The 23,621-nt window shown below is 71.8% G+C and carries 18 protein-coding genes and 1 pseudogene; 14 read left to right on the top strand and 5 right to left on the bottom strand.

Going from position 1 to position 23,621, the window contains the following annotated elements; translation table 11 throughout:
- Nucleotides 1-145: 145 nt before the first annotated feature.
- The gene (locus tag ABH920_RS25665) at nt 146-706 is read left to right on the top strand and encodes a CGNR zinc finger domain-containing protein (RefSeq protein WP_370351673.1); all 561 of its coding nucleotides are present in this window, start codon (nt 146-148) and stop codon (nt 704-706) included.
- 114 nt (nt 707-820) lie between these two features.
- Here ABH920_RS25665 and ABH920_RS25660 read toward each other — a convergent pair whose 3' ends face one another.
- On the bottom strand, nt 821-1,720 hold the full coding sequence (locus ABH920_RS25660) for a C1 family peptidase (RefSeq protein WP_370351672.1): 900 nt from the start codon (nt 1,718-1,720) through the stop codon (nt 821-823).
- A gap of 456 nt (nt 1,721-2,176) precedes the next feature.
- Between ABH920_RS25660 and ABH920_RS25655 the strand changes: the two genes are divergently transcribed.
- Nucleotides 2,177-5,002 (top strand): LuxR C-terminal-related transcriptional regulator, encoded by a 2,826-nt coding sequence (locus tag ABH920_RS25655; protein ID WP_370351671.1) that lies wholly within the window; start codon nt 2,177-2,179, stop codon nt 5,000-5,002.
- A gap of 187 nt (nt 5,003-5,189) precedes the next feature.
- Entirely contained in the window at nt 5,190-5,597 is a 408-nt protein-coding gene (locus ABH920_RS25650) for a hypothetical protein (protein ID WP_370351670.1), read from the top strand.
- A 70-nt stretch (nt 5,598-5,667) separates the two neighbouring features.
- Here the strand turns inward: ABH920_RS25650 and ABH920_RS25645 are convergent, their stop codons facing one another.
- On the bottom strand, nt 5,668-7,509 hold the full coding sequence (locus tag ABH920_RS25645) for an MOSC domain-containing protein (protein ID WP_370351669.1): 1,842 nt from the start codon (nt 7,507-7,509) through the stop codon (nt 5,668-5,670).
- A gap of 380 nt (nt 7,510-7,889) precedes the next feature.
- Between ABH920_RS25645 and ABH920_RS25640 the strand changes: the two genes are divergently transcribed.
- Together ABH920_RS25640 and ABH920_RS25635 are read left to right on the top strand one after the other, a co-directional pair.
- Entirely contained in the window at nt 7,890-9,887 is a 1,998-nt protein-coding gene (locus tag ABH920_RS25640; RefSeq protein WP_370351668.1) for a M3 family metallopeptidase, read from the top strand.
- Nucleotides 9,888-9,982: 95 nt separating this feature from the next.
- Nucleotides 9,983-10,585 (top strand): hypothetical protein, encoded by a 603-nt coding sequence (locus tag ABH920_RS25635; RefSeq protein ID WP_370351667.1) that lies wholly within the window; start codon nt 9,983-9,985, stop codon nt 10,583-10,585.
- A 21-nt stretch (nt 10,586-10,606) separates the two neighbouring features.
- Here ABH920_RS25635 and ABH920_RS25630 read toward each other — a convergent pair whose 3' ends face one another.
- Complete coding sequence (locus tag ABH920_RS25630) at nt 10,607-11,776, bottom strand: hypothetical protein (RefSeq protein ID WP_370351666.1); 1,170 nt, start codon at nt 11,774-11,776, stop codon at nt 10,607-10,609.
- A gap of 303 nt (nt 11,777-12,079) precedes the next feature.
- On the opposite strand from ABH920_RS25630, the gene ABH920_RS25625 reads away from it, so the two are divergent.
- A complete protein-coding gene (locus ABH920_RS25625; RefSeq protein ID WP_370351665.1) occupies nt 12,080-12,988 on the top strand; it encodes a hypothetical protein in 909 nt (302 codons plus the stop codon).
- Here ABH920_RS25625 and ABH920_RS25620 read toward each other — a convergent pair.
- Entirely contained in the window at nt 12,985-13,146 is a 162-nt protein-coding gene (locus ABH920_RS25620) for a hypothetical protein (protein WP_370351664.1), read from the bottom strand. The two genes, ABH920_RS25625 and ABH920_RS25620, sit on opposite strands and share 4 nt — an antisense overlap.
- Nucleotides 13,147-13,368: 222 nt before the next feature.
- Here ABH920_RS25620 and ABH920_RS25615 point away from each other — a divergent pair.
- Nucleotides 13,369-13,488 (top strand): annotated as a pseudogene (locus ABH920_RS25615) (hypothetical protein); the annotation flags it as partial.
- A 400-nt stretch (nt 13,489-13,888) separates the two neighbouring features.
- A complete protein-coding gene (locus ABH920_RS25610) occupies nt 13,889-14,752 on the top strand; it encodes an alpha/beta fold hydrolase (RefSeq protein ID WP_370351663.1) in 864 nt (287 codons plus the stop codon).
- A 36-nt stretch (nt 14,753-14,788) separates the two neighbouring features.
- On the opposite strand, the gene ABH920_RS25605 is transcribed toward ABH920_RS25610, so the two are convergent.
- Nucleotides 14,789-18,334, bottom strand: a complete 3,546-nt coding sequence (locus ABH920_RS25605) for a BTAD domain-containing putative transcriptional regulator (RefSeq protein ID WP_370351662.1) — start codon at nt 18,332-18,334, stop codon at nt 14,789-14,791.
- Nucleotides 18,335-18,530: 196 nt separating this feature from the next.
- Here ABH920_RS25605 and ABH920_RS25600 point away from each other — a divergent pair, with 196 nt between their 5' ends.
- From ABH920_RS25600 to ABH920_RS25575, 6 genes are all read left to right on the top strand, one after another.
- Nucleotides 18,531-19,685, top strand: coding sequence for an anion permease (locus tag ABH920_RS25600; protein ID WP_370351661.1), 1,155 nt, complete (start codon nt 18,531-18,533; stop codon nt 19,683-19,685).
- 23 nt (nt 19,686-19,708) lie between these two features.
- Complete coding sequence (locus tag ABH920_RS25595) at nt 19,709-19,981, top strand: hypothetical protein (RefSeq protein ID WP_370351660.1); 273 nt, start codon at nt 19,709-19,711, stop codon at nt 19,979-19,981.
- A gap of 416 nt (nt 19,982-20,397) precedes the next feature.
- Nucleotides 20,398-21,390: an FAD:protein FMN transferase gene (locus ABH920_RS25590; protein WP_370351659.1), complete on the top strand. Its 993-nt coding sequence runs from the start codon at nt 20,398-20,400 to the stop codon at nt 21,388-21,390.
- Nucleotides 21,375-21,950 (top strand): ferric reductase-like transmembrane domain-containing protein, encoded by a 576-nt coding sequence (locus tag ABH920_RS25585; protein ID WP_370351658.1) that lies wholly within the window; start codon nt 21,375-21,377, stop codon nt 21,948-21,950. The genes ABH920_RS25590 and ABH920_RS25585 overlap by 16 nt, the downstream gene beginning before the upstream one ends.
- Nucleotides 21,947-23,365, top strand: a complete 1,419-nt coding sequence (locus ABH920_RS25580; RefSeq protein WP_370351657.1) for an NADH-ubiquinone oxidoreductase-F iron-sulfur binding region domain-containing protein — start codon at nt 21,947-21,949, stop codon at nt 23,363-23,365. The genes ABH920_RS25585 and ABH920_RS25580 overlap by 4 nt, the downstream gene beginning before the upstream one ends.
- A 4-nt stretch (nt 23,366-23,369) precedes the next feature.
- Nucleotides 23,370-23,591 carry a ferredoxin gene (locus ABH920_RS25575; protein WP_370351656.1) on the top strand — a complete coding sequence of 74 codons (222 nt, stop codon included), beginning with the start codon at nt 23,370-23,372 and terminating at the stop codon, nt 23,589-23,591.
- The last annotated feature ends 30 nt before the right edge of the window (nt 23,592-23,621 follow it).

Genomic DNA, 23,621 nt, shown 5'->3' with positions numbered 1-23,621 from the left:
GTAACGATGATGGACGCGACGAGCTCACACACACCTCACTGGGTCCCGGGACGCGACTGCGACACTACGAACCCTAACTATTGTTCAACAATCCTTCAAGGTGCGCTTATTGCGAACCCCTAGCAGCTGCATATCATTTGCAGTCATGGAACCGATGGCCTACGCCGAGCGGGCCGTGACGCTGGTCAACACCTACGACCCGAGCACCGGAACCGATCGGCTGGTATCAGAGGACGACGTCCTGCGCCTGTTCCCGGCGACCTGGACCGCGTCCCGCACCGCAGCCCGCGACGGCCTCCAGGGACTCCTCGAAGCCCGGCCGCGCCTGCGGCACGTCTTCGAGCAGGCCTCGACCGGACATCCGCGCCGCGCCGTGCAGGCGCTGAACCGGCTGCTGTCCGACTTCCCGGTGTCGATGTCGATCAGCGGCCACGACACCGAAGACTGGCACATGCACCTGGCCGACGACGACGCGGGGCCGGCGCGCACCTACGTCACCGGCGCCGCGTTCGGCCTGGCGTCCACCGTCGCCGAACGCGGGATCGAGCGGCTGGGGCTGTGCTGCGCCGCGCCCTGCCGCTTCGTGTTCGTGGACACCTCCACCAACGCCTCACGGCGCTACTGCTCGGACCGGTGTGCGACGCGGGCGAACGTCGCGGCGTACCGGGCGCGGGTCAGGGCTTCGGTGGCGAACGACGATCTCTGATTTCACTTTCCCGCGAGAACGTCGAAGGCCCGATGCGGCCGACGCATGGCGAACGCCGGCCGCACCAGGTTTCACGGTGCTACTTGCTGCTGTGCTGGGTGGTGCCGTGCGAGGTCAGCCCTGCACGAGCTTGCCGACCGAGTACAGCTCGTCCACGTCACCGGTGGTGAAGAAGCTCCACGGGACGTTGACGTAGCCGTTGTCGCCCCAGCTGGAGCCCCAGCTGTTCTCGATGGTGACGCCCTGGTCGTTGTACGCGATCACGGCGACCTCGTGGCCGCCGACGACCGGGTCGCTGCCGTCGCCGCCCGGCTGGTAGCTGTAGTCCGACGCGGCCTGGCCGGACAGGTCCATGAAGCTCTGCCGGACGTTGAAGCCGACCGACACCGGCAGCCCCTGCGAGATCGAGCTCTTGATCGCGTCCTCCGCGCCGTCGCCGACCGGCAGGGTCTGGTAGCCGGACAGCTTGTAGTGCGCGGCGTTGGCGCGCTCGTTGTCGTCCGGCTGGGTGGTGTAGTCGAAGTCACCCTGGTAGTAGTCGGTCTTGGTGTCGATGCCCTGCTGCTGTTCCATGCCGAGGGCGACGTCCCCGGTGGTGCCCTGGTCGTTGCCCTGGGCGATCTGGGCGTAGACGTACATCGGCGCCATCGGGTCGCCGGAGATGCCCTGCTCGTTCATCAGGATCCCGTAGGCGCTGTACCCGGTGGCCCAGGTCACGCAGGAGCCGACCTGGCCCTGGTCGCCCGGGGACAGCGCGTACTGCTGCAGGCTGGCGCTGGCCGGGGCGTCGGCCGGCACGGCGTCGGCGGCGCGCAGGCCGTGGGCCCGGGTGGCGTTCGCGGCCAGCCCGGCGTGCTCGGCGGCCCGCGCCCGGGCGATGTTCAGCCCGGTCGCGTAGTGGTGGTGGCGGTGCGCGTTCGGCTGCGCGGCGGACGCCGGCGAGGCGGCGACCGCGGTGATCGCGGCGGCCGTGGCGAAGGCCGCGGCTATGCCGACGGTCTTGGAGCTGTGCATGAGGGAACTCCTTGCTTGCTTGCGTGACGGTGGCATGTCTCATACGCCGGCCCGGCAGCGCGGCCCGCAGGTGCTCGCCATCAGGATTTTGACCAACTCTTGACATCACAGCCCCAAGTCGGCGCACGGTCCCGGCCGCGCCTGGGCGCGATGAAGCCAGAAGGACATGCGGGACCTGGGAAGTGACTGCTGAGGGAAGATGCCAGAGCAGCGGATCCAGGTGATGACGGGCACGCCGACGCGGCGCGACCCGGTGCCCCTCGTGCGACGCGACGGCCGGCTGCGGTCCGGTGCCGATCAACTACGGAGGCTCGTACTAGAGAGGAAACGTAGCAAGTCCCTGTGACCTTCGTCAGCCTGCCGGTTGGCAAAAGCTTCGCAAAGGCGCCGCACGATGACGGACAGTAATAGGCGCGTCCGGGACCGCCGCAGCCGTCCAAGCCGTAAGCTCAGCGCGTGGTCGACACTCTCATCGGGCGCGAGTGCCACCTGCACACACTGCGATCGGCCCTCGACGCGCTCCAGGCCGGCTCGGGATCCGCCGTGGCTCTGGCCGGGGACCCGGGCATCGGGAAGAGCGCGCTGTTGTGGACGGCGGCGAACACGGCGCGCGCGGAAGGTGTCGCGGTGGTCGCCACCCGCGGTGCCGAGGTAACGCAGAGCCCTAATATAGCTGAAGCCTGCGCACAGGTCGTCGATGCCGTCTGCGCCCACGAGGCCGCCGGCAAACCGGTTCTGGTGACGGTCGACGACCTGCACCTGATCGGTGCCGACGAGGCGGGCCCGGCCCTGGGCCTGCTCGCGCAGCTGTTGCGCCGCACGGCGAACGGCCCGGTGTTGTGCCTTCTGGCGTACCGACGGCGACAGCTCGCACCGAGCCTCGCCGCCGCGCTCGCCGACGCCTCGACCGGCCCGCTCCGCCTCGCACCGCTCGATCCGCTCACCCGCGACCAGACCGCGGTCCTGCTCGGCGGCCGCCGCGACGCCGACGAGATCCACCGCGAGGCCGCCGGAAACCCGCAGTACATCAAGGTACTGAGCGCACTGCGGGACACCGGCTCCACCGCCGAGGCCGGTGCCTCGATCTTCGCGGAGCTCGCCGGTCTGGACCCCGAGGCGCTGGCCGCGGCGCGGGCTGCGGCGGTGCTCGGCGAACCGTTCCACGTCACGCTGCTGGCCGAGGTCGCCGGGCTCGACGAGCCCGCAGCCGTGCGTGCGCTCGACCAGCTCACCGGCGTCGACCTGATACGCCCCGCCGAGCGCGGATCCCAGCTGGCGCTCCGGCATCGGGCCGTCGGCGAAGCCGTCTACGAGCGGCTGGAGCCGAGCCTGCGCTTCGCCCTGCACCGCCGCGCGACCGATGTGCTCGCCCGGGCCGGCGCACCGATCGCGCAGCGCGCGCGACACGTCATCCGAGCCGCCGATCCGCAGAACCCTGAGCATCTGACGACTCTGATCGCCGCCGCTCGCGGAACGCTCTACAACTCCCCCGCCGCAGCGGTCGAATATCTCCAGGCCGCCGTGCCGCTGCTGCGCGAAGGGGGTGGAGAGTATGAAGGGCGCGAAGAACACGACGGGCACGACCACGCACACGAAGTCCACGTCCTCCTCGCCCGAGCCCGCGTCCTGTCCGGCGAGTTCGCCGAAGGCCGCGCCCTGCTCGACACGCTCCGCTCAGCCGGACCGGAGGACCGTCCGGGCGGTGCCGCACTGGACTCCATCCGCATCGAGCGCCGCCTCGGCCGGCACTTCGAGTCCGGGGCCTTGGCCCGCTCCGGCCTGGCCGCGCTGACCGCGCTGGCCGAAACCGACTCGGCGACCGCCGCCGCCCTGCACACCGAACTGGCCGACGCCGCGTACGACGTCCAGGACTACGAGACCTCCCGCCTGCACGCCGAGACGGCCGCGGCCATCGCCGCCCGGCACGGCGACCGCGTCGGCGAGGCGCACGCCCTGGCGCAGTCGGCCCTGGGCCACCTGTTCACCGACGACGAGAGCACCGCCCTGGCCCGCGCCGCGAGGGCGGCCGAACTCATCGACGCCGCCGCCGACACCACCCTGCTGACGAACCTGGCCGCGCCGCTGCAACTGGGCATGACCGAGGGGCTGCTCGGCCGTCTCACCGACTCCGAGCGCCACCTGGCCCGCGCCGAGGCCCTGGGCCGCCGCACCGGCCAGAGCTACCTCGACGGCTCGCTGCTGACCGTCCTGGCCAACGCGCAATGCCGGCTCGGCAAACTGCGCCCGACCCTGGCCACCCTGGACCGCGTCGCCCGGCGGCTCACCGAACTCGGCGAGCACGGCCTCAACCCTTCCGAGGAGGCGGTCGCCGCGAATCTGCGCGCCGCCGCGCTGTACTGGCGCGACGAACCCGGCGACGCCGAGCTGATGCGGGTCGAGCTGGACCGCGCGCTCGCCGTCGCCAGCGACTCGTCCACCAGCTGGGCGATGGCGGTGCGCTGCTTCCACGCCGAACTCGTCCTGTTCGCCGGCGATCCGCTGCGCGCCCGCTCGCTGCTGCTGGAGGTCGCCGGCGAGGACCTGTCGGGGATCAGCCCGTGGCGCCGCCCGCGCTGGTGCGACACCCTGGCCGAGATCGCCCTGGCCGTGGGCGACAGCACGGACGCCGACCGGTGGGCCACGCTGGCCGAGCGGGCCCCGCAGCGGCCGCCGACGCTGCGGGCCTTCGCGCTCCGGGCCGGGATGTGGGCGAACGCCGCGCTCGGGGACGACGACGCGGCGCTGAAGTCCGCGCAGGAGGCGGTCACGGAGTTCACGGCGCGCGGGGAGCGGATCGAGGTGTGCCGCACGCTGCTGGCGGCGACCGAGTTCGCGCTGCGGGCCGGGCAGGCGCAGCTCGTGCCGGGCTGGCTGGACCGCGTCGGGTTGCTGGCCGAGCAGTGCGGTTCGGCGCGGTTGATGGCGCGGGTCGCTCTTTGCCGGTCGCGTTTGGCCGCTGCGGCGGAGGCGGGATCGGATCAGCGGTCGGATCTACGGCCGGATCAGCGGTCAGATCAGCGGTCAGATCAGCGGTCAGATCAGCGGTCGGGCTCAGGGGCAGATCAGTGGCCTGATCCACGGTCGGCGGCGGCATCGCTGTCGATACGCGAGCGCGAGATCGCCGACCTGGTCAGCACGGGTATGACCAACCCCGCGATCGCCGAGATGCTGTTCTTGAGTGTGCGGACCGTGGAGTCGCACCTGCGCCAGATCTACCGCAAGCTCGATGTGCCCAACCGTGCCGCCCTGACGCGCGCGGTCATGGACGCCCGGCGCGCGTAGCCGCGTTCCCGCACGTACCGAGACCGCTGCTACGTGGCCGGTTACGTGGCCTGTTACGTGGCCGGCTACGTGGTTTCGCCGATGCGAGGCGGCCGGGAGCCCCGCGAAACTCGGGGACGTTCCGGATCACAACGCGTTTCCTTCAAATCTCTCAAACCACAGCACCACACACATTTCGGAGGTCCCCATGGGTCTGGCAGAACGCCGCAGCGTCGAGCGCTTCAAGAACGAGGACTACCCGGGCTGGAAGGCCCGCATCGACGAGGCGGCCGGCTTCGACGTGCCGATCGAGGCGTCCTGGGACGAGCTGGCCGTCGTGGACCGCTCCGACCGGTACGCCGAGGACTTCCCCGCGGTGTTCTTCCAGCCGCTGCTGGACGCGTTCGGCGCGATCGGCGCGGACGACATGGGCAAGGACGCGCTGCGCGAGGGCGTGTCGAAGGTCGTCCTGCGGAACACCGGCGAGTACTTCAGCCCGTCCGGGTTCACTTTCGCCGACGGCGTGCTGACCCTCGACCACCAGTCGGACGTCAACACCCACCACGTCGAGGAGCGGACGAAGGCGATCCAGGCGCTGCTCGAAGCAGGGCTCTGAGAAATCGCGCACGCCGGCCCGGTTCGCGCCGGGCCGGGCCGCGCCGGGCATTGCATGGCATGGCATCGGCTCACATGTCGAGAACGACGTCGTCGGGGGGCGTCGAGCAGCAGATGAGCACGCTCCCCCGGGCCGGCGGCTCCAGAGGTTCGGGCGCGTAGTCGACGCGGCCCGTGACGAGCGCCGTCTCGCAGGTGTGGCAGACGCCGGTGCGGCAGGACCAGCGGACCGGGACGTCGCAGGCTTCTGCGAGGTCGAGGAGGGTGCCGTAGCCGGGGTGCCAGGGGACTGTCAGGCCGCTGCGTGCGAAGGATACGGTCGGTCTTGGGGTGGGCCCCGGTCCCGACTCTGATCCCGGTCCCGGCCCCGCGTCGGGGATCCGGGACGGCTGGTGCGGCGCCCGAGTCGGTCCGGTCGCCACGCCGGGGGTGACGGCGGATGTGGCGCCGAAGATCTCGGTGTGGATCCGCGCGGCTGACAGGCCGCAGGCTAGCAGCGCGGTGGTCATGTCTTTCATGAAGGCGTCCGGGCCGCAGAGGTATGCATCAGCATCCTGAGGCGGCTTCAGTTCGCTGATCCGTTCCGGACCGAATCGGCCGGCGAAGACGTAGTCGACGCCGAGGCGATCGGTGGGGCGCGGAGCGCTGTAGGCGACGAACGACCGGCCGGCGGGCAGCTGGCCGAGCAGGGCGCGGACCTCATCGGCGAACGGATGGTGCGCGCCGTCCCGTGCCGCGTGCAGCCACCAAACGGTCCGCGGCGAGCGCCGTGCGGCCAGGGCCTTGAGCATCGCCAGGACCGGGGTGGCGCCGACGCCGGCGGACAGCAGGAGGACCGGCGTGTCAGCGTCCTTCAACAGGAACGTGCCGCGAGGTGCGGCGACGTCGAGGACGTCGCCGACTTTCACTCGCTGATGCAGATATGTGCTGGCGGCGCCGTGCGGTTCCTGTTTGACGCTGATGCGGTATGTCTCGGCGCCTGGCTGCCCGGACAGCGAGTAGTTGCGGATGACCGGCGGATCGTGCTGGTCCGGTTGCAGGCGGATCGCTATGTACTGGCCTGGTAGGGCGGGCGGCAGCGGTTTGCGATCGAGCGCGGCGAGGGTGAGGGAGAAGATGCCCGGGGTCTCCGGTTCGATGTCGATGATTTGTTGGGGTGCGAATCCTGGCCAGGCTGGTGGTGGGGAGGGGGTTGTCAGACCGCTGTTACCGGTTGGGATTCCCGAGCCGCTGCCCGAGCCGCCGCCGGAGCTGCTGTCGGAGCCGCTGTCGGCGTCGGCGAGCATGGCCTGGAAGCTGCCCTGCCACCCCGGGCTCAGCGCGGGGATGCGCAGCGCACGCTCCAGGCTCTCCTTGGCGTGACCGGGCAGGTAGAGCAGCGCGTCGATCTCTGCGACGGTCATCGCCTCCGGGCCCGAGGCGAGCTTCACGATGTCGTCGCCGGCCTGCACCCGCCCCTCTGTCAGCACCCGCATATAGAAGCCGGGGCGGTGGTGAGACACGAGCAGCGCGGCCATCTGCGGTTCTCCGAGCCGCAGCCCGACGCGGTAGCACGTGACTCGGGGCTGCGTGACCTCGAACACCGCCTCGCCGATCCCGTAGCGGTCCCCGACGCAGACCTCGTCGTCGGGCAGGCCCTCCACGGTGAAGTTCTCACCGAACTGCCCGTGGGCGAAGTCGTCGCGCTTGAGGTGCCGCTGCCAGTGACGGTAGGAGTCCAGTTGGTAGACCAGGACGGCACGCTGCTCGCCACCGTGCCCGGCGAGGTCGCCCTGACCGTCGCCGTCCAGGTTGAGGCGCCGCGCGGCCACCGGCCCGGCGACGGACCGCTTCCAGACGCCGGTGTGGAGAGTGCTGCCGTGCCAGGCGACGTCCTTGGGCATGCCGACGTTCACCGAGATCAGTGTGGCCACGGACTGCGCCTCCCGTCCTGCTCGCCGGCACGACCCGGCTTCAGCTTATGTCGAGCCCCAGCGCAGGCAAGTTGAGGCGCTTGGGCGCAACCCCACCCACAACCCCAACCGCCGCAGCCGCGGCTACGCTCGCTCCGCCGACTCCGGTGCTGGAACCGGCCGCGAAGCGGTTGGCCGAAGAGTCCGATCCGCATCCACGGATCTACGAGATGTATGTGGATCAGGCCCGAGCGCTGTTCGACGATTTGCTTACGGGGGTCACGTACCACATCGATGGTGGGCAGCAGCTGGCCTTCTGAGTTCCTGGCTTCGGGCTTTAGCCTCCAGGCGCGCGCGTAAATCAGATGATTGCCGCTGGCGGCGAGGCTACGGTCTCGCGCATGGCCCGTGAGCTTCCTGACTATGCGAACGTCACGCCCGATGAGCTGGCGGCGGCTTGTCGTGCGGCGATCGAGGAGTGCGAGGCCCGGATCGGCGCGCTGGTCGCGGTGCCGGGCGGGGAACGCACGTTCGCGAACACGGTGTTGGCGGTGGAGGAGGCCCGGGCGGTGGTGAGGGGGGCGCGGGCGGCGTGGGGGGTGCTGGCGGAGGTGTCGCCTGACAAGGGGTTGCGGGAGGCTGCGTTGGAGTGGGGTGAGCGGCTGGACAAGCACGCGGTCGGCATCGGGCTCGATGAGCGGGTGTTCCGTGCGGTGTGCGAGTTCACGGGTAGTGACGGTGGTCGTGGCGGTGGCGGCGGTACTGGAGCGCAGGCTGCGGCGTTGAGCGTGGTGGACGCGCGGCTACTCCGCGACGTGCAGCGCGACTACCGGCGGAGCGGGATCGGGTTGCCGGCTGCGGAGCGTGAGCGGTTGCGGGGGCTCTTCGACGAGTTGGTCGAGCTCGGGTCGGGGTACTTGGCGACGTTGGCGGGGTGGCGCGACGGCATCGTCGTGGGGCGCGATGAGCTCGCGGGGCTGTCGGAGCCGTACGTCGAGGGGCTGGAGCGGGTCGGGGACGGTTACCGGGTGTCGCTGGACAATCCCGAGTTCTGGCCCTTCATGTGCGAGGCGCGGTCGGCCGAGCGGCGGCGGGAGCTGTTGGAGAAGGACCTGTGCAAGGGCGGTGCGGAGAACGTCGCTCGGCTTGAGCGTGCCCTCGCGGTGCGCAGCGAGATCGCCGGGATGCTTGGCTACTCCTGTTGGGCCGCGTATGTCCTTGAGACGCGGATGGCCAAGACGCCTGAGACGGTCGCAGCGTTCTTAGACGATCTGCGTGCCCGGATCGCGCCGAAGGCCGCCGCCGACCTGGCCGAGATGGCCGATGCCAGTGCGGAGGCCGGCGGTTCGCGGGAGATGACGCAGTGGGAGCAGCCCTACGCGATCAGTCGGCTCAAGCAGACGCGCCATGCGTTCGACGACTCGGAAGTCGCGGAGTACCTGCCGCTCGATGCGTGCTTGGCGGGGTTGTTCGCGACGACCGGTGCGGTGCTGGGCATTCGGTTCGAGGAGGTGACTGACGCCTCGGTGTGGCATCCGGAGGTGCGCACGTTTGACGTGCGCGAAGCGGCGGGCGGCGCGCCGTTCGCACGCTTCCACCTCGACCTCTTCCCCCGGCCGGAGAAGTACAAGCACGCGATGGCGCTCGCCCTGCGGCCGGGGCGGCGGTCGGCGGACGGCTCGTGGCAGCAGCCTGTCGCGGTGCTGCTGGCCAACGTCACCCGTCCGAGTGCCGACACGCCTTCGCTCCTGCGGCACGGTGAGCTCGTCACGCTCTTCCACGAGTTCGGGCACGTACTCCACGAAGTCCTCGCCCGCGCCGAACACCCGCGGTACTCCGGCGCCGAGACGGAGATCGACTTCGTGGAGGCGCCCTCGCAGATGCTGGAGCACTGGTGTTGGGAACCGAGCGTCGTGGGCAGCTTCGCCCGCCACCACCAAACCGGCGAGCCGATGCCGGCGCACCTGCTGGCGGGCCTGGCCGCCGCCAAGACCGCCGCATCTGGCGTGCTGACGATGGAGCAGCTGGCCTTCGCGACGCTCGACGCGACGTACCACTCCGCCGAGTACAGCCACCACGACGGCGCGAGCACCGCGACGTATGCGGAGGTGTACGCGCAGCACGGCCAGCCGTACGTCGAGGGCACCCACCTGCAGTCGGGCATCACGCACCTGTTCGGCTACGACGCCGCGTACTACAGCTACCTCTGGTCAAAAGTCCTCGGCGACGACATGTACACCCGCTTCCAGCAAGTCGGCCCCCTCGACCCGACGACCGGCGCGCACTACCGCCGCACTGTTTTGGAGCGCGGCGGCACTGTCGACGGGGAGGCGATGGTTCGCGAGTTCCTTGGGCGGGAGCCGTCGATCGATGCTTTCTTGCGCGACATCGGACTGTGAAGCTTCTGCGAGTCGGGAACCGAAACAGCTGACCGAAGGAGCAAGCGGCGATGCCTGAGGATGGGAAACGAGTTCTTCGGCGACACCTGAGGGAGTTGATACGGCTCCTCGAGATCAAGGTTCCTCCGAAATCCGAGACGACCGGTTGGAGGCACGTCGCACGGAACGAGATACGGAAGGCCTTCATCAGCCGGTCGGATGGGCTGTCGGAGGAGTACTTCGAGCCGCTGATCGGCGCCGCGGTCTACGAGCCGGACCCGAGCCACAACCGCTGGTTCGTCGAGCCGGCGATCAACGCCTTCGGGCGACGTCGCGTCCAGGTGGCCTTGTTGACCTCGCTGCAGACCGGCACGGATCGGGAGCGAGCCGGCTCGGCGCGGGCCTGGTACTGGACGGGCTACCCGCTCCGGCAGCGGCATCTGCGGGTCGGGACCGCGGCGGCGGGAATGGGGGCTGAGGCGGACGAGGCTCCTGACGTCGTGGCTGCATGGCGTGAGGCTTCGCTGCGGGAGTTCGTCGGTAACGAGGATCTGGACGTCCGCTGCTGCATCCTGCCCGGCCTGCGGCTCGATCCCACGTCCTACCCGCCGGAGCTCCGGGGACTGGTCGACACGGCGGTGGCGATCGCCCGGGCGCATCCCGACGAGTACATCCGTCACCGTGTCGAGATCCAGGTCCGCCAAGGCGCACGTCTGTGACGATTCCTTAGAAGCAGCGCGTCACGCCCCAATGAACCGCTCGTGCACGCGGTCCCAGGACGCCAGCGCCGACCTGTCGCCGCCCAGGGCTGAAAGCAGGCGGGGGAAGTAGGCCGCGAGGCATTCCTCGTAGTCGCGGCGGGCTTCGATGAGGTCGGTGGCTGCTTCGAGCAGCTCGGAGATGGTCTCCTCGATCCGCTGCCGGGTCATCGATGCCTCGCGTGTGCCGGTTCCGTCGTCGTCCTCGGTGCGGTGGGCTCCGCCGAAGGATGGGAAGCGCGTGGTGTCTGGCAGTAGTGAGTGGAAGGGGACTCCGTTGTGGAAGTACTCGAACCATGCCCCGCCGGAGAGGGCCAGCCAGGGGGTGCCGATCGCGAGTGCGGCGAAGGAGAAGCCGGAGTGTGGGGAGAGCAACAGTGCGGAGCGTTCGATCAGCGCCAGCTGCACCAGCAGCGGGAGATCGTAGCCGTCGACGGCGTCGACCGCGGCTATCAGTTCGGCTGCCTCCTGCTGCGGTATCGCGCTGGAGCGGCGTCCGTGCGCGCCGGCGGTTTTGCCGAGCAGGATGATGGTGGCGTTCGGCCATGCCGTGCGCAGCTCGCGGAGCATCAGGAGCCAGGAGCCGGTGGACGGGTAGTTGGCGCGTTGTCCACCGCCGCTGGGTAGTACGGCGAGCACCGGGCCGGAGCCCAAGCGCGGTGCGAGGATGCGGTCGGCGTCCTGCCGCGCCTGCGCCGGGAGTCGCAGGCGTAGGTGCTGCTCACTCCGGAAGGGGAGGCCGGGGGCGTCGCCAGGTGCCGTAAAGTGCGCGGCTGCGGCGTCGGACAGGCGGGCGAGGTGGGGGAACTGGGCGCGCTCGGCCGGGTTGTCGCGCCGGTAGCAGCGGAAGGTCCACTCGAAATCGCGGGGGACGTTCGCGTAGGGGTCGGCCGGGTACCCCTTGTCGGTCGGGTCGAACGCCACCGGGTAGACGGCGTCGAGGAAGTCGCAGCACTCGGCCAGTTCGAGCGGGGAGCGATAGGGCAGGGCGAGGGAGACGGCGAGGCCCAGGTTGGTGGCGGCGTAGGCGCCGGCGATCTGCAGGCCCTCGATCACGTGGCCGATGGGCGGGTAGGTCGACCAGTCCACCAGGAGTCGTCCGGAGGTGGTGGAGGCCGTGGAGGCGCGGGAAGTCGAGGCAGGGTGCGGCATCGGGATCTCTCCAGAAGGAAGTTGCCCGTGTCAGCGTGACGGGGCGTCGCGGCGAGGGTTTGTTCCGACGCGTCGGACAGCAGCCCGGTAAGCGGCCGCGTCCTGGGAGATCACTTCACGGCGGGGACGTTACCAACCAGCGCACCTCGCCGCCTCGTATTTTTCGCCGACTTGTGCGAGCACGTCGCACCGTCACCCGATCCGGTGAACCCGTGGCGCTGTCGTTGCGCTCGCATATTTGTTCGAATAGCCTCCCTCGGTGACCTCCGAACCCTTCCCGTCGGCCAGCTGATCCGCCGGGTCATGGGCGCACCGCTGCCGGAGCAGGATCGTGACGATGCCATTGCCCGCCTGCGGCGGCAGCTGGTCGACAACGGCACCGCGCCTGAGGCACGGCGGCGGGGGCCGGCCGAGGGCGGCGACATTCCGCTGCATCCGCTCCTGCGGTCGCTCGTGCCGGGCGGGCTTCTCGCGCGCGGCACCATCGTCACGGCGTCGCCGCGCATCGGTGGTGCGGCGGGCGGCAGCGGCAACAGCAACAGCAACAGCAACAGCAACAGCGGAAGGGCAACAGGTAACGGCAGCAGCAGCGACAGCGGTGGCCGAGCACCGGCAGGCGAACACCCCCCGCCCGCCGACGGCGCCATCACCTACGCCGCCCTCGCGCTCGTCGCCGGGGCCACGGCGGGCGGCGCCTGGGCCGGGGTGGTCGGGTTCCCGAACTTCGGCATCGCCGCCGCCTCCGGGCTCGGCGCCGACCTGTCGAAGATGCTGCTGCTCGACGACCCCGGCGAGCGGTGGCTCGACGCCGCCGCCGTCCTCGCCGGCGCCGTGGACCTCGTGCTGCTGCACACGCCTCGGCGGCCGAGCGACGCTCAGCTGCGGCGCATGACGTACCGCGTCCGGCCCGGGGACAGGCAGCGCGGCTGCGTCCTGGTCGTCACCGGACCGTGGGAGACCGCGCACCTGACGCTGACCACGCGCAACCCGCGCTGGGAAGGACTCGGCGACGGCACCGGCAACCTCACGCGGCGCCGCGTCACGATCAGCGCCACCGGCCGCGCCACCCGCGGATACCAGCGCGATGTGGACCTGTGGTTACCGAGTGCGGATGGGACCATCGGCGAGTTCACAGCAGAGCAAGAACGAGAGCGAGAGCAAGGGCAAGGCCAGCAGCCGAACGGTGAAAGGCCGCACCTCCGCATCGCCTAGCGCGACGAGTAAGCCCGCGCAGCCTCGACCAGCGGCAGGTACCCCTGAACCACCAACACCTCGGCGCCGGCGGCGTAGCCCGCCGGATCCTCCGGCGCGACGGTGGCCAGACCGTCGACATACCGGAGACGTGCGTGGCGATCGACTCCCGCTCCCACCGTTCCAGCGTGCCCGGACCGCGCAACAGCACCTCGGCCAGCTCGCTCAGCGGCGCGGCGGTCTCGGGGCAGAAGAAGAACAGGGAGCGGATCCCGGGCTGGTCGTTGCCCAGTTCGATGTGCGGCATGGCGTTCGGACCCGAGAGGACGGAACATGCCCTTCGTCGACATCTCACTGGTCCGGGGCAAGCGCGCTGGTCGCCGAACTCGCCATGAAGCCCAATGACGACCCCCAGCTCATCCACGAGTTCGCCCCGGACGCGGTGCCTGGAGCGCGGCCCGCAGGCCAAGCGCCGCTTCTACGCGACGCTGGTGCGCCTGCTGGCCGCCGACCCGGGCATCAGCCCGGCGGACGTCTTCGTGATGATGACGCTCACGCCGCCGGACAACTTCTCCTTCGCCGACGCCGTCATCGGGACCGACGTGGTCGCGGTCGAAGCCCTCGACGCCGCCGCCGCGAACCCCGGCTCGTGGGCGGTCTACACGAAGAACGAGATGGCCTGCGCCGTCACCGAGCTGTTCGCGCACCGCGACAGCAGCCGAGTCGCTGCCCTACGGCGGCAACTACGACGGGCCCGAGGCGTTCGAGGAGTTCTTCGGCGAGACGCCCGGCGGGACGGAGGTGTGGGAGTCGTTCGACAGCCGGGTCGAGCAGGTGATCGCGGCCGCCGGCGGCCGCGTCGTCCGCGTCCGGCTTTACGCCCACACGGCGGCGGTCGGCGGCTAGCGCTTAGATGGGTCCATGGAGCTCAGCGAACCGGTGGACGGCTTCCGCATCGCCTACGACCGCGTCGGTTCCGGGCCGCCGGTCGTCCTGGTGCACGGCTGGCCCGGCGACCGGACCGATTACCGCGAGCTGGTCCCCCGGCTGTCGGGCGGCTGCGAGCTGCTCGTGCCGGACCTGCGGGGGTTCGGGGCGTCCGACAAGCACCCCGCCGACCCCGCTGAGCAGTACGGCGCCGTCGCGCAGGCGCGCAGCGTGGCCGCGCTCATCGAGGAGGTCGGCATGGTCCGGCCGGTCGTGGCCGGCTACGACGTCGGCAGCCGGGTGGCCCAGGCGCTGGCGCGGCAGCGTCCTGATTCGGTGCGGGCGCTGGTCGTCGCGCCGCCGCTGCCCGGTATCGGGCGCCGGATCCTGGACCCGGAGCCGCAGCAGGAGTTCTGGTATCAGGCGTTCCACCGCCTGGAGCTGATCGAGGCGCTGATCGACGGCAGGCCCGAGGCCGTGCGGGCCTATCTGCGGCACTTCTGGTCGCACTGGTCGGGATCCGCGTTCACGGTCGACGAGGCGGACCTGGACCACCTGGTCGACGTCTACGGCGCGCCCGGCGCGTTCGCCGCCTCCATCGCCTGGTACCGGGCCGGCGCCGGGGCCGTGGCCACGTCGGTGCGCGAGACCACGCCGGCCGCCGAGGACCGGATCAGCGTCCCGACCACGGTGCTGTGGCCCGATCAGGACCCGCTGTTCCCCCGCGCGTGGTCGGACCGGCTGGACGACTACTTCAGCGACGCCACGCTCCGCTTCGTCGACGGCGCCGGGCACTTCGCGCCGCTGGAGTACCCCGACGAGTTCGCGGCGGCGATTTTCGCTGCGCTGGGGATGTGACGGCGCACCTCGACTGGCACCTAGGCCGGCGGCGGATCAATCGCCGTCGGGCCCCAGACCGCCAGCCGCCCGCGCGAGCAAGCGCTCGACGAGCTCGCCGACCGCCATCCGTGCCCCGAGCGACACGGCACGCGCGAACTCCTCGGTCCCGAGCGTGGTGCGGACGCGCTCCGTCACCCGAACCGTATTGGGACCGCCGGTCGCACGCTCGCGGTGCAACGAAGCCGCGGCGCCCAGCAGCACGGCGGCCTCCGTCGGGTCGCCGGCGTCGTGGGCGAGCGCGGCGAAAGCGACTGCCGAGCCGAGGAGTAGTGGCAGGTGCCACGACGTGCGAAGCAGGTCCAGGAGTGTGGCGAGCTGCGCGGCGGCGGCGGCGGGCTGGCCGTCCTCGATGAGGGCGAACGCGTAGGAGAGGCGGACCCAGAGTGCGCCGGCGTTGGCGACATGGCGCTGGGGGTGCTGGGCAGCAGAAGTGCGAGAAGCCTCAGAAGCCACGGCCACCGCCGCGGCAGGGCCCGAAGTCAACCCCGAAACCGCCGCCAGCCGCAGCGTGATCGCCGGATACACCCCGACCGGATCGTCCGGCGGAAGCCCGCCGTCGACCTGCCGGATCACCGCCGCGTAGTCGGCCAGCGCGCCGCGCAGGTCCCCGCGCCCGCGCCGCACGTCGGCCTCGACCGCCGCGAGCGTCGCCAGCACCGCCTCGGAAACCTCGCTGAGCCGGTGTGCCCGCGCACGCTTCAGCCGGACTTCGGCGGCGTCCAGATTCCCGTCCCAGTAATACAGGTGCGCGATCCACGCCAGGGCGTTGACCGCTTCCTCGGTCCCCGGCCAGCGGTCGAGCAGCGCGTCGGCCTCGGCCAGCAGCTCCGAGGCGGCCGCGGTGCCGTCTGTGCGCACCACCACTGTCGCCAGCGTCAGCAAAGCCCTGAGAAGGGCCTGCTGGTCGCGGATACCGCGCAGCACCTCGACGGCCGCCGCCAGATCCGCCGACGCCGAGGCGTAGTCCCCGGCGTTGAACAGCGCACTGCCGCGCAGCAGCAAGGCGTTGCCGACCAACCACGGGTCCGCCGATGCCGTGAGTTCGGCGAAGTCCTCCGACCCGCCGGCGTACACGGCCGTCACGAGCCGGAAGACGGGATGCGGCCCGCGCTCCTCGCTCAGCGCACGCGCGTACACCCCGAGGAACCCAGGGCTCGCCTGCACCATCTGGTTCCAGCGCGCCGGGTCCAGATGGTCCTGCAAGTCCGCCGCGAACGCGCAGGAAAGATACGCCGAGGCCAGGCCCGGCGGCGGCCCGCCCTGCCCGACCGACCCGACGGGCCCGCCCTGCCCGACCGACCCGCCCGGCACGTCCGGCCCGACCGGCCCACCCGGCACGTCCAGCGCGTCCGGCCCAAACGGCACGAGCGGCAGCACCCGCCGCCGCCAAGCCGTCAGCTCCGTGCGATGCCCCCGCAGCAGCAGATACCAGCTGAGGCTCCCGAACAGGCGCAGAGCCGTGCGGACATCGCCGTTCTCAACGGCCCAGCCCAGCGCCGCGCCGCAGTTGTCGTGCTCGGCCGCCAGAATCGCCAGCCACCGAACCTGCTCCGCCGTGCGCAGGGCCGGCTCGCCGCGCTCGACGAGGCACGTGAAGAACTCCGCGTGGCTGCGCGAGGCCGCCGCCAAAACGCCGTGGGCCTGCGCGTCCTCGGCGGCGTAGGCACGGATCGTCTCCAGCATGCTGTAGCGGGCCCCGTCCCACTGCACGATCGACTTGTCCGCCAACGACGCCAGCAGCCCCGGCGACTCCTCCCCGAACAGGATCCTGACCGTGTCCGCGGTGGTGCCGCCGACGAAGACCGCCAGCCGCCGGGCCAGGTCGCGCTCGGCCTCGGTCAGCAGGTCCCAGCTCCAGGCCACCACGGCGCGCAGGCTGCGGTGACGGGGCGCCGCCGTGCGCGGGCCCGCAGCCAGCAGCCGGAACCGGTCGGCCAGGCCCGCGGCCACGTCCGCCGGGTCCATCGAGCGGGTCCGGATCGCCGCCAGCTCCAGCGCGAGCGGGATGCCGTCCAGGTGCCGGCAGATCGCGCACACCGCCGCGCTGTTCCCGGTGTCCAGGCCGAAGCCGGGGCGGGACTGCGCGGCCCGGTCGGCGAACAGGCGTACCGCCGCGGATTGCAGCGCCTGGCGGGGATCGGCGTCGGCATCGGCGGGGGCCAGCGCCAGCGGCGGGACCGGCAGCAGGCGCTCGCCGGGCACGTCGAGGGGTTCCCGGCTGGTCGCCAGGATCCTGATACCCGGGCAGCGCTCCAGGATGGTGTGGACCAGCGCGGCGACCGCGTCGATCAGGTGCTCGCAGTTGTCGATGACGAGCAGCGCGCGCCGGTCCGCCAAGGCCTCGGCGACCGCTGCGGCGCTGTCGCCCTCCGTGCTGTCGGCGCCGTCCGCACCGGGTCGAGCGACCGCCGGAACGCCGCGGGCTCCGACTGCTCCGCGGGTGCTGAGGGCGCCGTGAGCTCCGCGCGCGCCGAGCGGGGCCAGCGCGCCCAGGACCGCGCCGCCGAGCCGCGCCGGCCCGGCCACCGCGCCGAGCTCGACCAGCCAGACGCCGTCGGGGTGGCCGCCGGACAGGCGCGCCGCCGTCTCCAGCGCCAGCCGGGTCTTGCCGGTCCCGCCGGGGCCGGTGAGCGTGACCAGGGCGCTGTCCTCCAGCAGCCGGCTGATCGTGCCGACCTCCGCGTCGCGGCCGACGAACGAGGTCAGCGGACGGGGCAGGTTCGTCCGCGGCCCGCGCGGCTCCGAGGCCGGGGCATGGGCATCAACGTGCGCAGCGTCCTGCCGCAGCAGGTCGGTATGGACAGCGGCGAGTTCCGGCGACGGATACACGCCGAGCTCGTCGGCCAGCAGCCGCCGGATGGCCTGATAGGAGGTGAGTGCTTCGGAGCGACGGCCGGCGGCGGCGAGCGCCGTCATCAGCCGTGCGGTCAGCGGCTCGCGCAGCGGGTGCGCCGCGACCTCGGCCGCCAGATCGGGGATCGACTCCTCGGCACGTCCCAGGGCCAGCCGACAGTCGGCAAGCAGTTCCACCGCTTCGAGCCGCGCCGTCTCCAGCGCGGCGGCGGCGCTGGCCAGTTGCGGAAAGCCGGTCAGGTCGGCGAGGGCCGGGCCGGTCCATTCGCGCAACGCCTGGACCAGGGTCGATGCGGCCAGTTCGGAGGCGTTCGCGGTGTTGTTCTCGGAAGTGTTTTCAGTGGCGTTCGCGGAAGCCTGGCGCCGCGCGAGCATCAGAAGGTGAGTGAACCGGTGCGCGTCGACGTCGCAGGGCTCGATCATCAGCGCGTACCCGCCGGCGCGCCGGACCACCGCCGCGCGTCCGCAGACCGCGCGAAGCCGTTTCACCAGTGTCTGAAGCGCGTTGGCCGCGTTCTCCGGAGGCTGTTCGCCCCAGATCGCGTCGATCAGCCGTGCCGACACCACCGGACGGCCCGGCTGGAGCGCGCACAGGGCCAGCAGAGCCCTGACCCGCGGGCCTCCGACCCCGACCGGAACGCCGTCCTCCGAAACCAGCCCGACCGGTCCCAGCAGCGCCACCCGCATTGATGATCTCCCCCTGTTCCGCACCATCTTCAGGGGCTGGTCACGACGGGTCAAACGAGCACGTCATGATCACCGGGCTTGGCCGCTTCCCCAACGGAAGGTGAGGTCCGAGTGAAATCAGATGAATAGATCCCACGTCCGGCATCTCTGCCCTCCGGGAACGTTTTCGCAGGCCATATGCGGTTACCCAACCGACGTGACTGGCAACAGCGTCCTGCTCGCGCTCGTGGTGGCCACAGCGCTGGGCTTCGACTTCACCAACGGCTTCCATGACACCGGCAACGCGATGGCCACCTCCATCGCCACCGGGGCGCTCCCGCCCCGAATCGCTGTGGCGGTGTCCAGCGTCCTGAACCTCGTCGGGGCGTTCTTGTCCTTCAGCGTCGCGGCGACCATCGCCAGCGGTCTGGTCCAGACCCACCTGGTGACGCTCACCATGGTGTTCGCCGGGTTGACCGGCGGCATCCTGTGGAACCTCGCCACCTGGTACCTGGGGCTGCCCTCCAGCTCCTCGCACGCCCTGATCGGCGGGGTCGTCGGCGCGGCCATCGCCTCGGCCGGCGGGCACGCGGTGCAGTGGCACGGCATCACGTCCAAGGTCATCCTGCCCGCCGTCCTCTCGCCGGTGATCGCCGGGATGGTGGCGGCCGTGGGGACCTGGCTGGTCTACCGGATCACCCGCGGGGTGCCGGACGGGCTGCGCGGCCGGGGCTTCCGGATCGGGCAGATCGGCTCGGCGTCCATGGTGTCGCTGGCGCACGGCACCAACGACGCGCAGAAGACGATGGGCGTCATCACCCTGGCCCTCATCGCCAACGGCTCCGTCGGCGCGCACGCCAAGGCGCCGGCGTGGGTCATCATCTCCTGCGCCCTGGCGATCAGCCTGGGCACCTACGTCGGCGGCTGGCGCGTGATCCGGACGCTGGGCAAGGGCCTGGTGGAGATCGAGTCGCCGCAGGGGATGGCGGCCGAGTCGTCCTCCGCCGCGGTGATCCTGCTCTCCAGCAGCTTCGGCTACTCGCTGTCCACCACGCACGTCGCCACCGGCTCGATCCTGGGCTCCGGCGTCGGCAAGAAGGGCGCCGAGGTGCGCTGGTCGGTCGCCGGCCGGATGGCCTTCGCCTGGGTGCTGACGCTGCCCGCCGCGGGCCTGGTCGGCGCGCTGGCCTACGCCACGGCGCACGGCATCGGCGGGACCGCCGGCACCTCCACCATCTTCGTGGTGCTCGCCGCCTGCGCGACCGGGTTCTACCTCGCCTCGCGCCGCACCGCGGTGACGGCGTCGAACGTCAACAGCCAGTGGTCCGGCTCGGTGGCCCCGGGCGCCGTGCCGGTCGGCGCGGCCGCGTGATCGGCTGAAGGGAAGCAGCGAACGTGAACTCCTGGATCAATCTGAACGCGCTGTGGAAGATCGTCGTGATCGGCCTGCTGGCCGGTGCCGGGCTGCCCGCGCTGTTCGCGGTCGGGCTGCGGGCGCTGGCGCCCCGGGGCGGGGCGTCGGGGTCGGGGCCGGGGTCGGCCGGCGCAGCGGAGGCCTCCGCCGAGGCACAACCTGACCTGCTCGGGAAGGTGGCTGCGGGGATCTGCTTCCTCGCCGTGCTCGCCGCGATGGGATGGGGTGTCTACAGCATCGTCCACAACAGCTGACCATTACGAGCTGAATCCGCCCGGCCGGTCAGGAGTCTCGGACTCCTGACCGGCCGGGCGCTTTCCTGTGAGTTGCTTCTCAAAGTCGATATTGATGCCCGGCTCATCACTCTCTCACCCCGCCGGGTGACGGTTGGTGGCGATCCATCCAGCCGTCGTGGAGGTGTCGACATGGAACGCGAAGCCCGTCGCAGGCTCGTCCGAATATCTGCCGTGACCTGGGGCGTGACCGCCGCCAGCGTGGCCGGCGGGGTGGCGCTCGCCGCAACCGTCCCCCGGGCACACTCGGAGTCGAGTACACCGACCACAAGTACATCGTCCAGCTCAGGGCTCCAGCCAGCGACGTCTGCACCGACCACGTCATCCTCATCGTCGACCACCACCACGTCCGGCCACACCACGACGTCGGGTGCGTCGTGAACACCGCGGCGGCCGACTGGCGCGCCCTGGGCTGCGCGGTCCGGCTCGCGGTCACCGAACCGGCCGCCCTGGCCGATGCGCGCCAGGCGCTGACCGGGTGGCTGGCCCGGGTGGACTCCGCCTGCAGCCGGTTCCGCGACGACTCCGAGCTCGTGGCGCTGGACCGCTCGGACGGACGCGAGACGCCGGTCAGCGACGTGCTCGCGGACGCCGTCGCCGCCGCCCTGCGCGGCGCGGAGCTCACCGGCGGGGACGTCGATCCGACGGTCGGCTCGGCGCTGGCCGGGCTCGGCTACGACCGCGACTTCGAGCTGGTGGAGCACGACGGCAGCCCGGTGCGGCTGGTGGTCCGGCCGGTGCCGGGCTGGCGGCGGATCGCGTTCGACGCGCGGCGCCGGACGCTCGCCGTCCCGGCCGGCGTCCGGCTGGACCTGGGCGCCACGGCGAAGGCCTGGGCCGCCGACCGCGCCGCCGCCGAGCTGGCCGCGAGGTTCGGCTGCGGCGTGCTGGTCGGCCTCGGCGGCGACATCGCCGTCGCGGGACCGGCGCCCGGGGACGGCTGGACGATCCGCGTCCAGGACCGGACCGACGATCCGGATCCGGACGCCGCGCACACCAGTGTCCTGATCCGCGACGGCGGCCTGGCCACCTCCGGCACCGCCGCGCGCCGCTGGACCCGCGGCGGCAGGACCCTGCATCACATCGTCAACCCGCACACCGGCCTGTCGGCGCGCACGCCGTGGCGCACGGTGAGCGTGGCCGCCGCCGGCTGCCTGGACGCCAACATCGCCGCCACGGCCGCCGTCATCCGCGGCACCCGGGCCCCGGCCTGGCTCGCGGAGTGCGGCCTGGACGCGCGGCTGCTCGCCGAGGACGGGACGGTGTGCACGGTCGGCCGGTGGCCCGCCGCGCCGCGGAGCACGGGCTTCTCCTACGCGCTGGACCCGAAGCTGGACCCGAAGGTGGTGTCGTCGTGGACTCTGCGGTGATCTGGTACGTCGGACAGGCCACGGGGATCGTGTCCCTGACGCTGTTCAGCGCGGTGATGGTGCTGGGGATCAGCGTGCGGCGGCAGGTGCGGATCCCCGGGATGCCGCGGCTGGCCGCGGTCGCGCTGCACCGCAGCATCTCGTTGCTGGCGGTGGCGTTCCTGGCCGTGCACATCCTCACGGCGGTCGTCGACTCCTACGTCGATATCAGCCCTCTGGCAGCAGTGGTGCCGTTCACGTCCGCGTACTCGCCCTTGTGGGTGGGCTTCGGCACGGTGGCGCTGGATCTGATCGTGGCGGTGACGGTCACGAGCTTGCTGCGGGCCCGGTTGGGGCGGCGGACGTGGCGTGCGGTGCACTGGCTGGCCTACGCGTGCTGGCCGGCGGCGGTGCTGCACGGCGTGACGATGGGCAGCGGGAGCGGACAGCCGATGAGCGGTTGGCCGTTGTGGCTGACGATCGGCGGTATCGCCGCGGTGCTGATCGCCCTCGTGCCGAGGGTGTCCGCGGGACGACGTGCCCTGACCCCGGCCGACGTCCTCGCGGGGGTCCGCCGATGAACACGGTCACGGCGCCCGTGCGCGTCCGGTCGCTCGCCACGAGCACGGCGCGGCGGCTGCTTCCCTTGGAGCCGTTGGGTTACGAGGCGCATCGCGCGATCTACGGCGACCTGTCGTACCTCGACGGTCAGCAAGTCGTCGTGGCGGCAGAGTTGTCCGGTCTGTGCGGGCAGGGCGGTGCGGCGTTCCCGGCGCACCGCAAGATGACGGCGGTCCGCGAGGCGGCGCGGCGGGCCGGACGCCGGGCGGTCGTGATCGCCAACGGTTCGGAAGGCGAGCCGGCCAGCGCGAAGGACAAGGCTCTGCTGTGGCATGCGCCGCACCTGGTGCTGGACGGGATCGCGCTGGCGGCGGCCGCTGTCGGCGCCGACCGGGCGTTCCTGGCCGTCGAGTCCGGCCATGGCCTGGGCAGGTATCTGACCGAGATGAGTCGGCAACGGCCTGCCTCGGCGGTGCCGGTGCCGGTCACGGTCGTCGAGGTGCCGCGACGGTTCCTGTCCGGGCAGGAGTCGGCGCTGGTGTCGTTCCTCGACGGCGGTGCGGCGCTGCCCCGGTACCAGGCCCGGCCGGTGTTCGAGCGGGGCGTCGGCGGCGGTCCGACGCTGGTGCAGAACGTTGAGACGCTGGCGCATCTGGCGCTGATCGCCCGGCACGGCCCCGGGTGGTACCGGTCCGGTACGGCCACGGCGCTGTTCACGGTGCGGCGGGCGGACGGTGGGGCGACCGTGGTGGAGGCCATGGCGGGCACGCCGCTGGGCGTCCTGGTCGGGGGCGGGGCCGGCGCCGCGACCGGGCAGGCGTTGTTGGTCGGCGGGTACCACGGCACTTGGCTGCCGCTGACGGCCACCGCCGCCGGCACCGGCACGGCCACGGCCACGGCCACGGGCACCGCCACCGCCACCAGCACCGGCACCGGCACCGGCACCGGCACCGGCACGCTGTCAGGTGTCGAGCACCGCGCCACCGCCGTCACGCCCGACACCGGCATCAGCGCTGCCACCCTCGGCGTCTCGCTGGGAGCCGGCCTGCTGGCCGTCCTGCCGCACGACCGCTGCGGCCTGATCGAGACCGCGTCCGTCCTGCGCTACCTGGCGCTGGAGTCAGCCGGGCAGTGCGGCCCCTGCCTGAACGGCCTGCCCCGCATGGCGGCGGCCTTCAACGAACTCGCCCACCCCACGCCGCGCAGCGACCTGCGCCGACTCCGCGACGACCTGTCCCGCTGGGCCGGACTGATCACCGGCCGCGGCGCCTGCCGCCACCCGGACGGCTCAGCCCGCCTGGCGCGCAGCGCCCTGATCGCCTTCGCCGCGGAGATCGACGACCACGACCGGGGCCGATGCCGGGCACCCGGCCGTCCGCCGATGCTCCCGACCGGCCCCGCCGGCCCCGCCGCCCCGATCGAACAAGGAGGGTGACCTCATGTCCGAAGCCACCAGCAAGACCCGGCCCCGGCACCCGAGCGTCGACTGGACCGCGTGCCAGGGGCACGGCGGCTGCGCCGACCTCCTCCCGGAGCTCATCACCCTGGACGAGTGGGGCTACCCGATCGTCCAGCGGAGCCCGATACCCGCAGGAGCCCAGCGGCGCGCCCGGAAAGCCGTCTCCGAATGCCCCGCGCTGGCGCTGCGTCTCACAGACTGATCCGGGCATCAGCCGGGCGGCATTCCGGAT

The organism is Catenulispora sp. EB89 (assembly GCF_041261445.1).
Taxonomy (GTDB): domain Bacteria; phylum Actinomycetota; class Actinomycetes; order Streptomycetales; family Catenulisporaceae; genus Catenulispora.
Note: the sequence above shows the minus strand (reverse complement) of the source record. Positions and strands in the feature narration are given on the sequence as shown.

What these genes read in the sequence shown, in the direction of transcription:
- ABH920_RS25580 (WP_370351657.1), top strand. Translation starts at nt 21,947, where the DNA reads ATGAACACGGTCACGGCGCCCGTGCGCGTCCGGTCGCTCGCCACGAGC.
- ABH920_RS25650 (WP_370351670.1), top strand. Translation starts at nt 5,190, where the DNA reads ATGGGTCTGGCAGAACGCCGCAGCGTCGAGCGCTTCAAGAACGAGGAC.
- ABH920_RS25660 (WP_370351672.1), bottom strand. Translation starts at nt 1,720, where the DNA reads ATGCACAGCTCCAAGACCGTCGGCATAGCCGCGGCCTTCGCCACGGCC.
- ABH920_RS25630 (WP_370351666.1), bottom strand. Translation starts at nt 11,776, where the DNA reads ATGCCGCACCCTGCCTCGACTTCCCGCGCCTCCACGGCCTCCACCACC.
- ABH920_RS25605 (WP_370351662.1), bottom strand. Translation starts at nt 18,334, where the DNA reads ATGCGGGTGGCGCTGCTGGGACCGGTCGGGCTGGTTTCGGAGGACGGC.
- ABH920_RS25640 (WP_370351668.1), top strand. Translation starts at nt 7,890, where the DNA reads ATGGCCCGTGAGCTTCCTGACTATGCGAACGTCACGCCCGATGAGCTG.
- ABH920_RS25575 (WP_370351656.1), top strand. Translation starts at nt 23,370, where the DNA reads ATGTCCGAAGCCACCAGCAAGACCCGGCCCCGGCACCCGAGCGTCGAC.
- ABH920_RS25625 (WP_370351665.1), top strand. Translation starts at nt 12,080, where the DNA reads ATGGGCGCACCGCTGCCGGAGCAGGATCGTGACGATGCCATTGCCCGC.
- ABH920_RS25610 (WP_370351663.1), top strand. Translation starts at nt 13,889, where the DNA reads ATGGAGCTCAGCGAACCGGTGGACGGCTTCCGCATCGCCTACGACCGC.
- ABH920_RS25665 (WP_370351673.1), top strand. Translation starts at nt 146, where the DNA reads ATGGAACCGATGGCCTACGCCGAGCGGGCCGTGACGCTGGTCAACACC.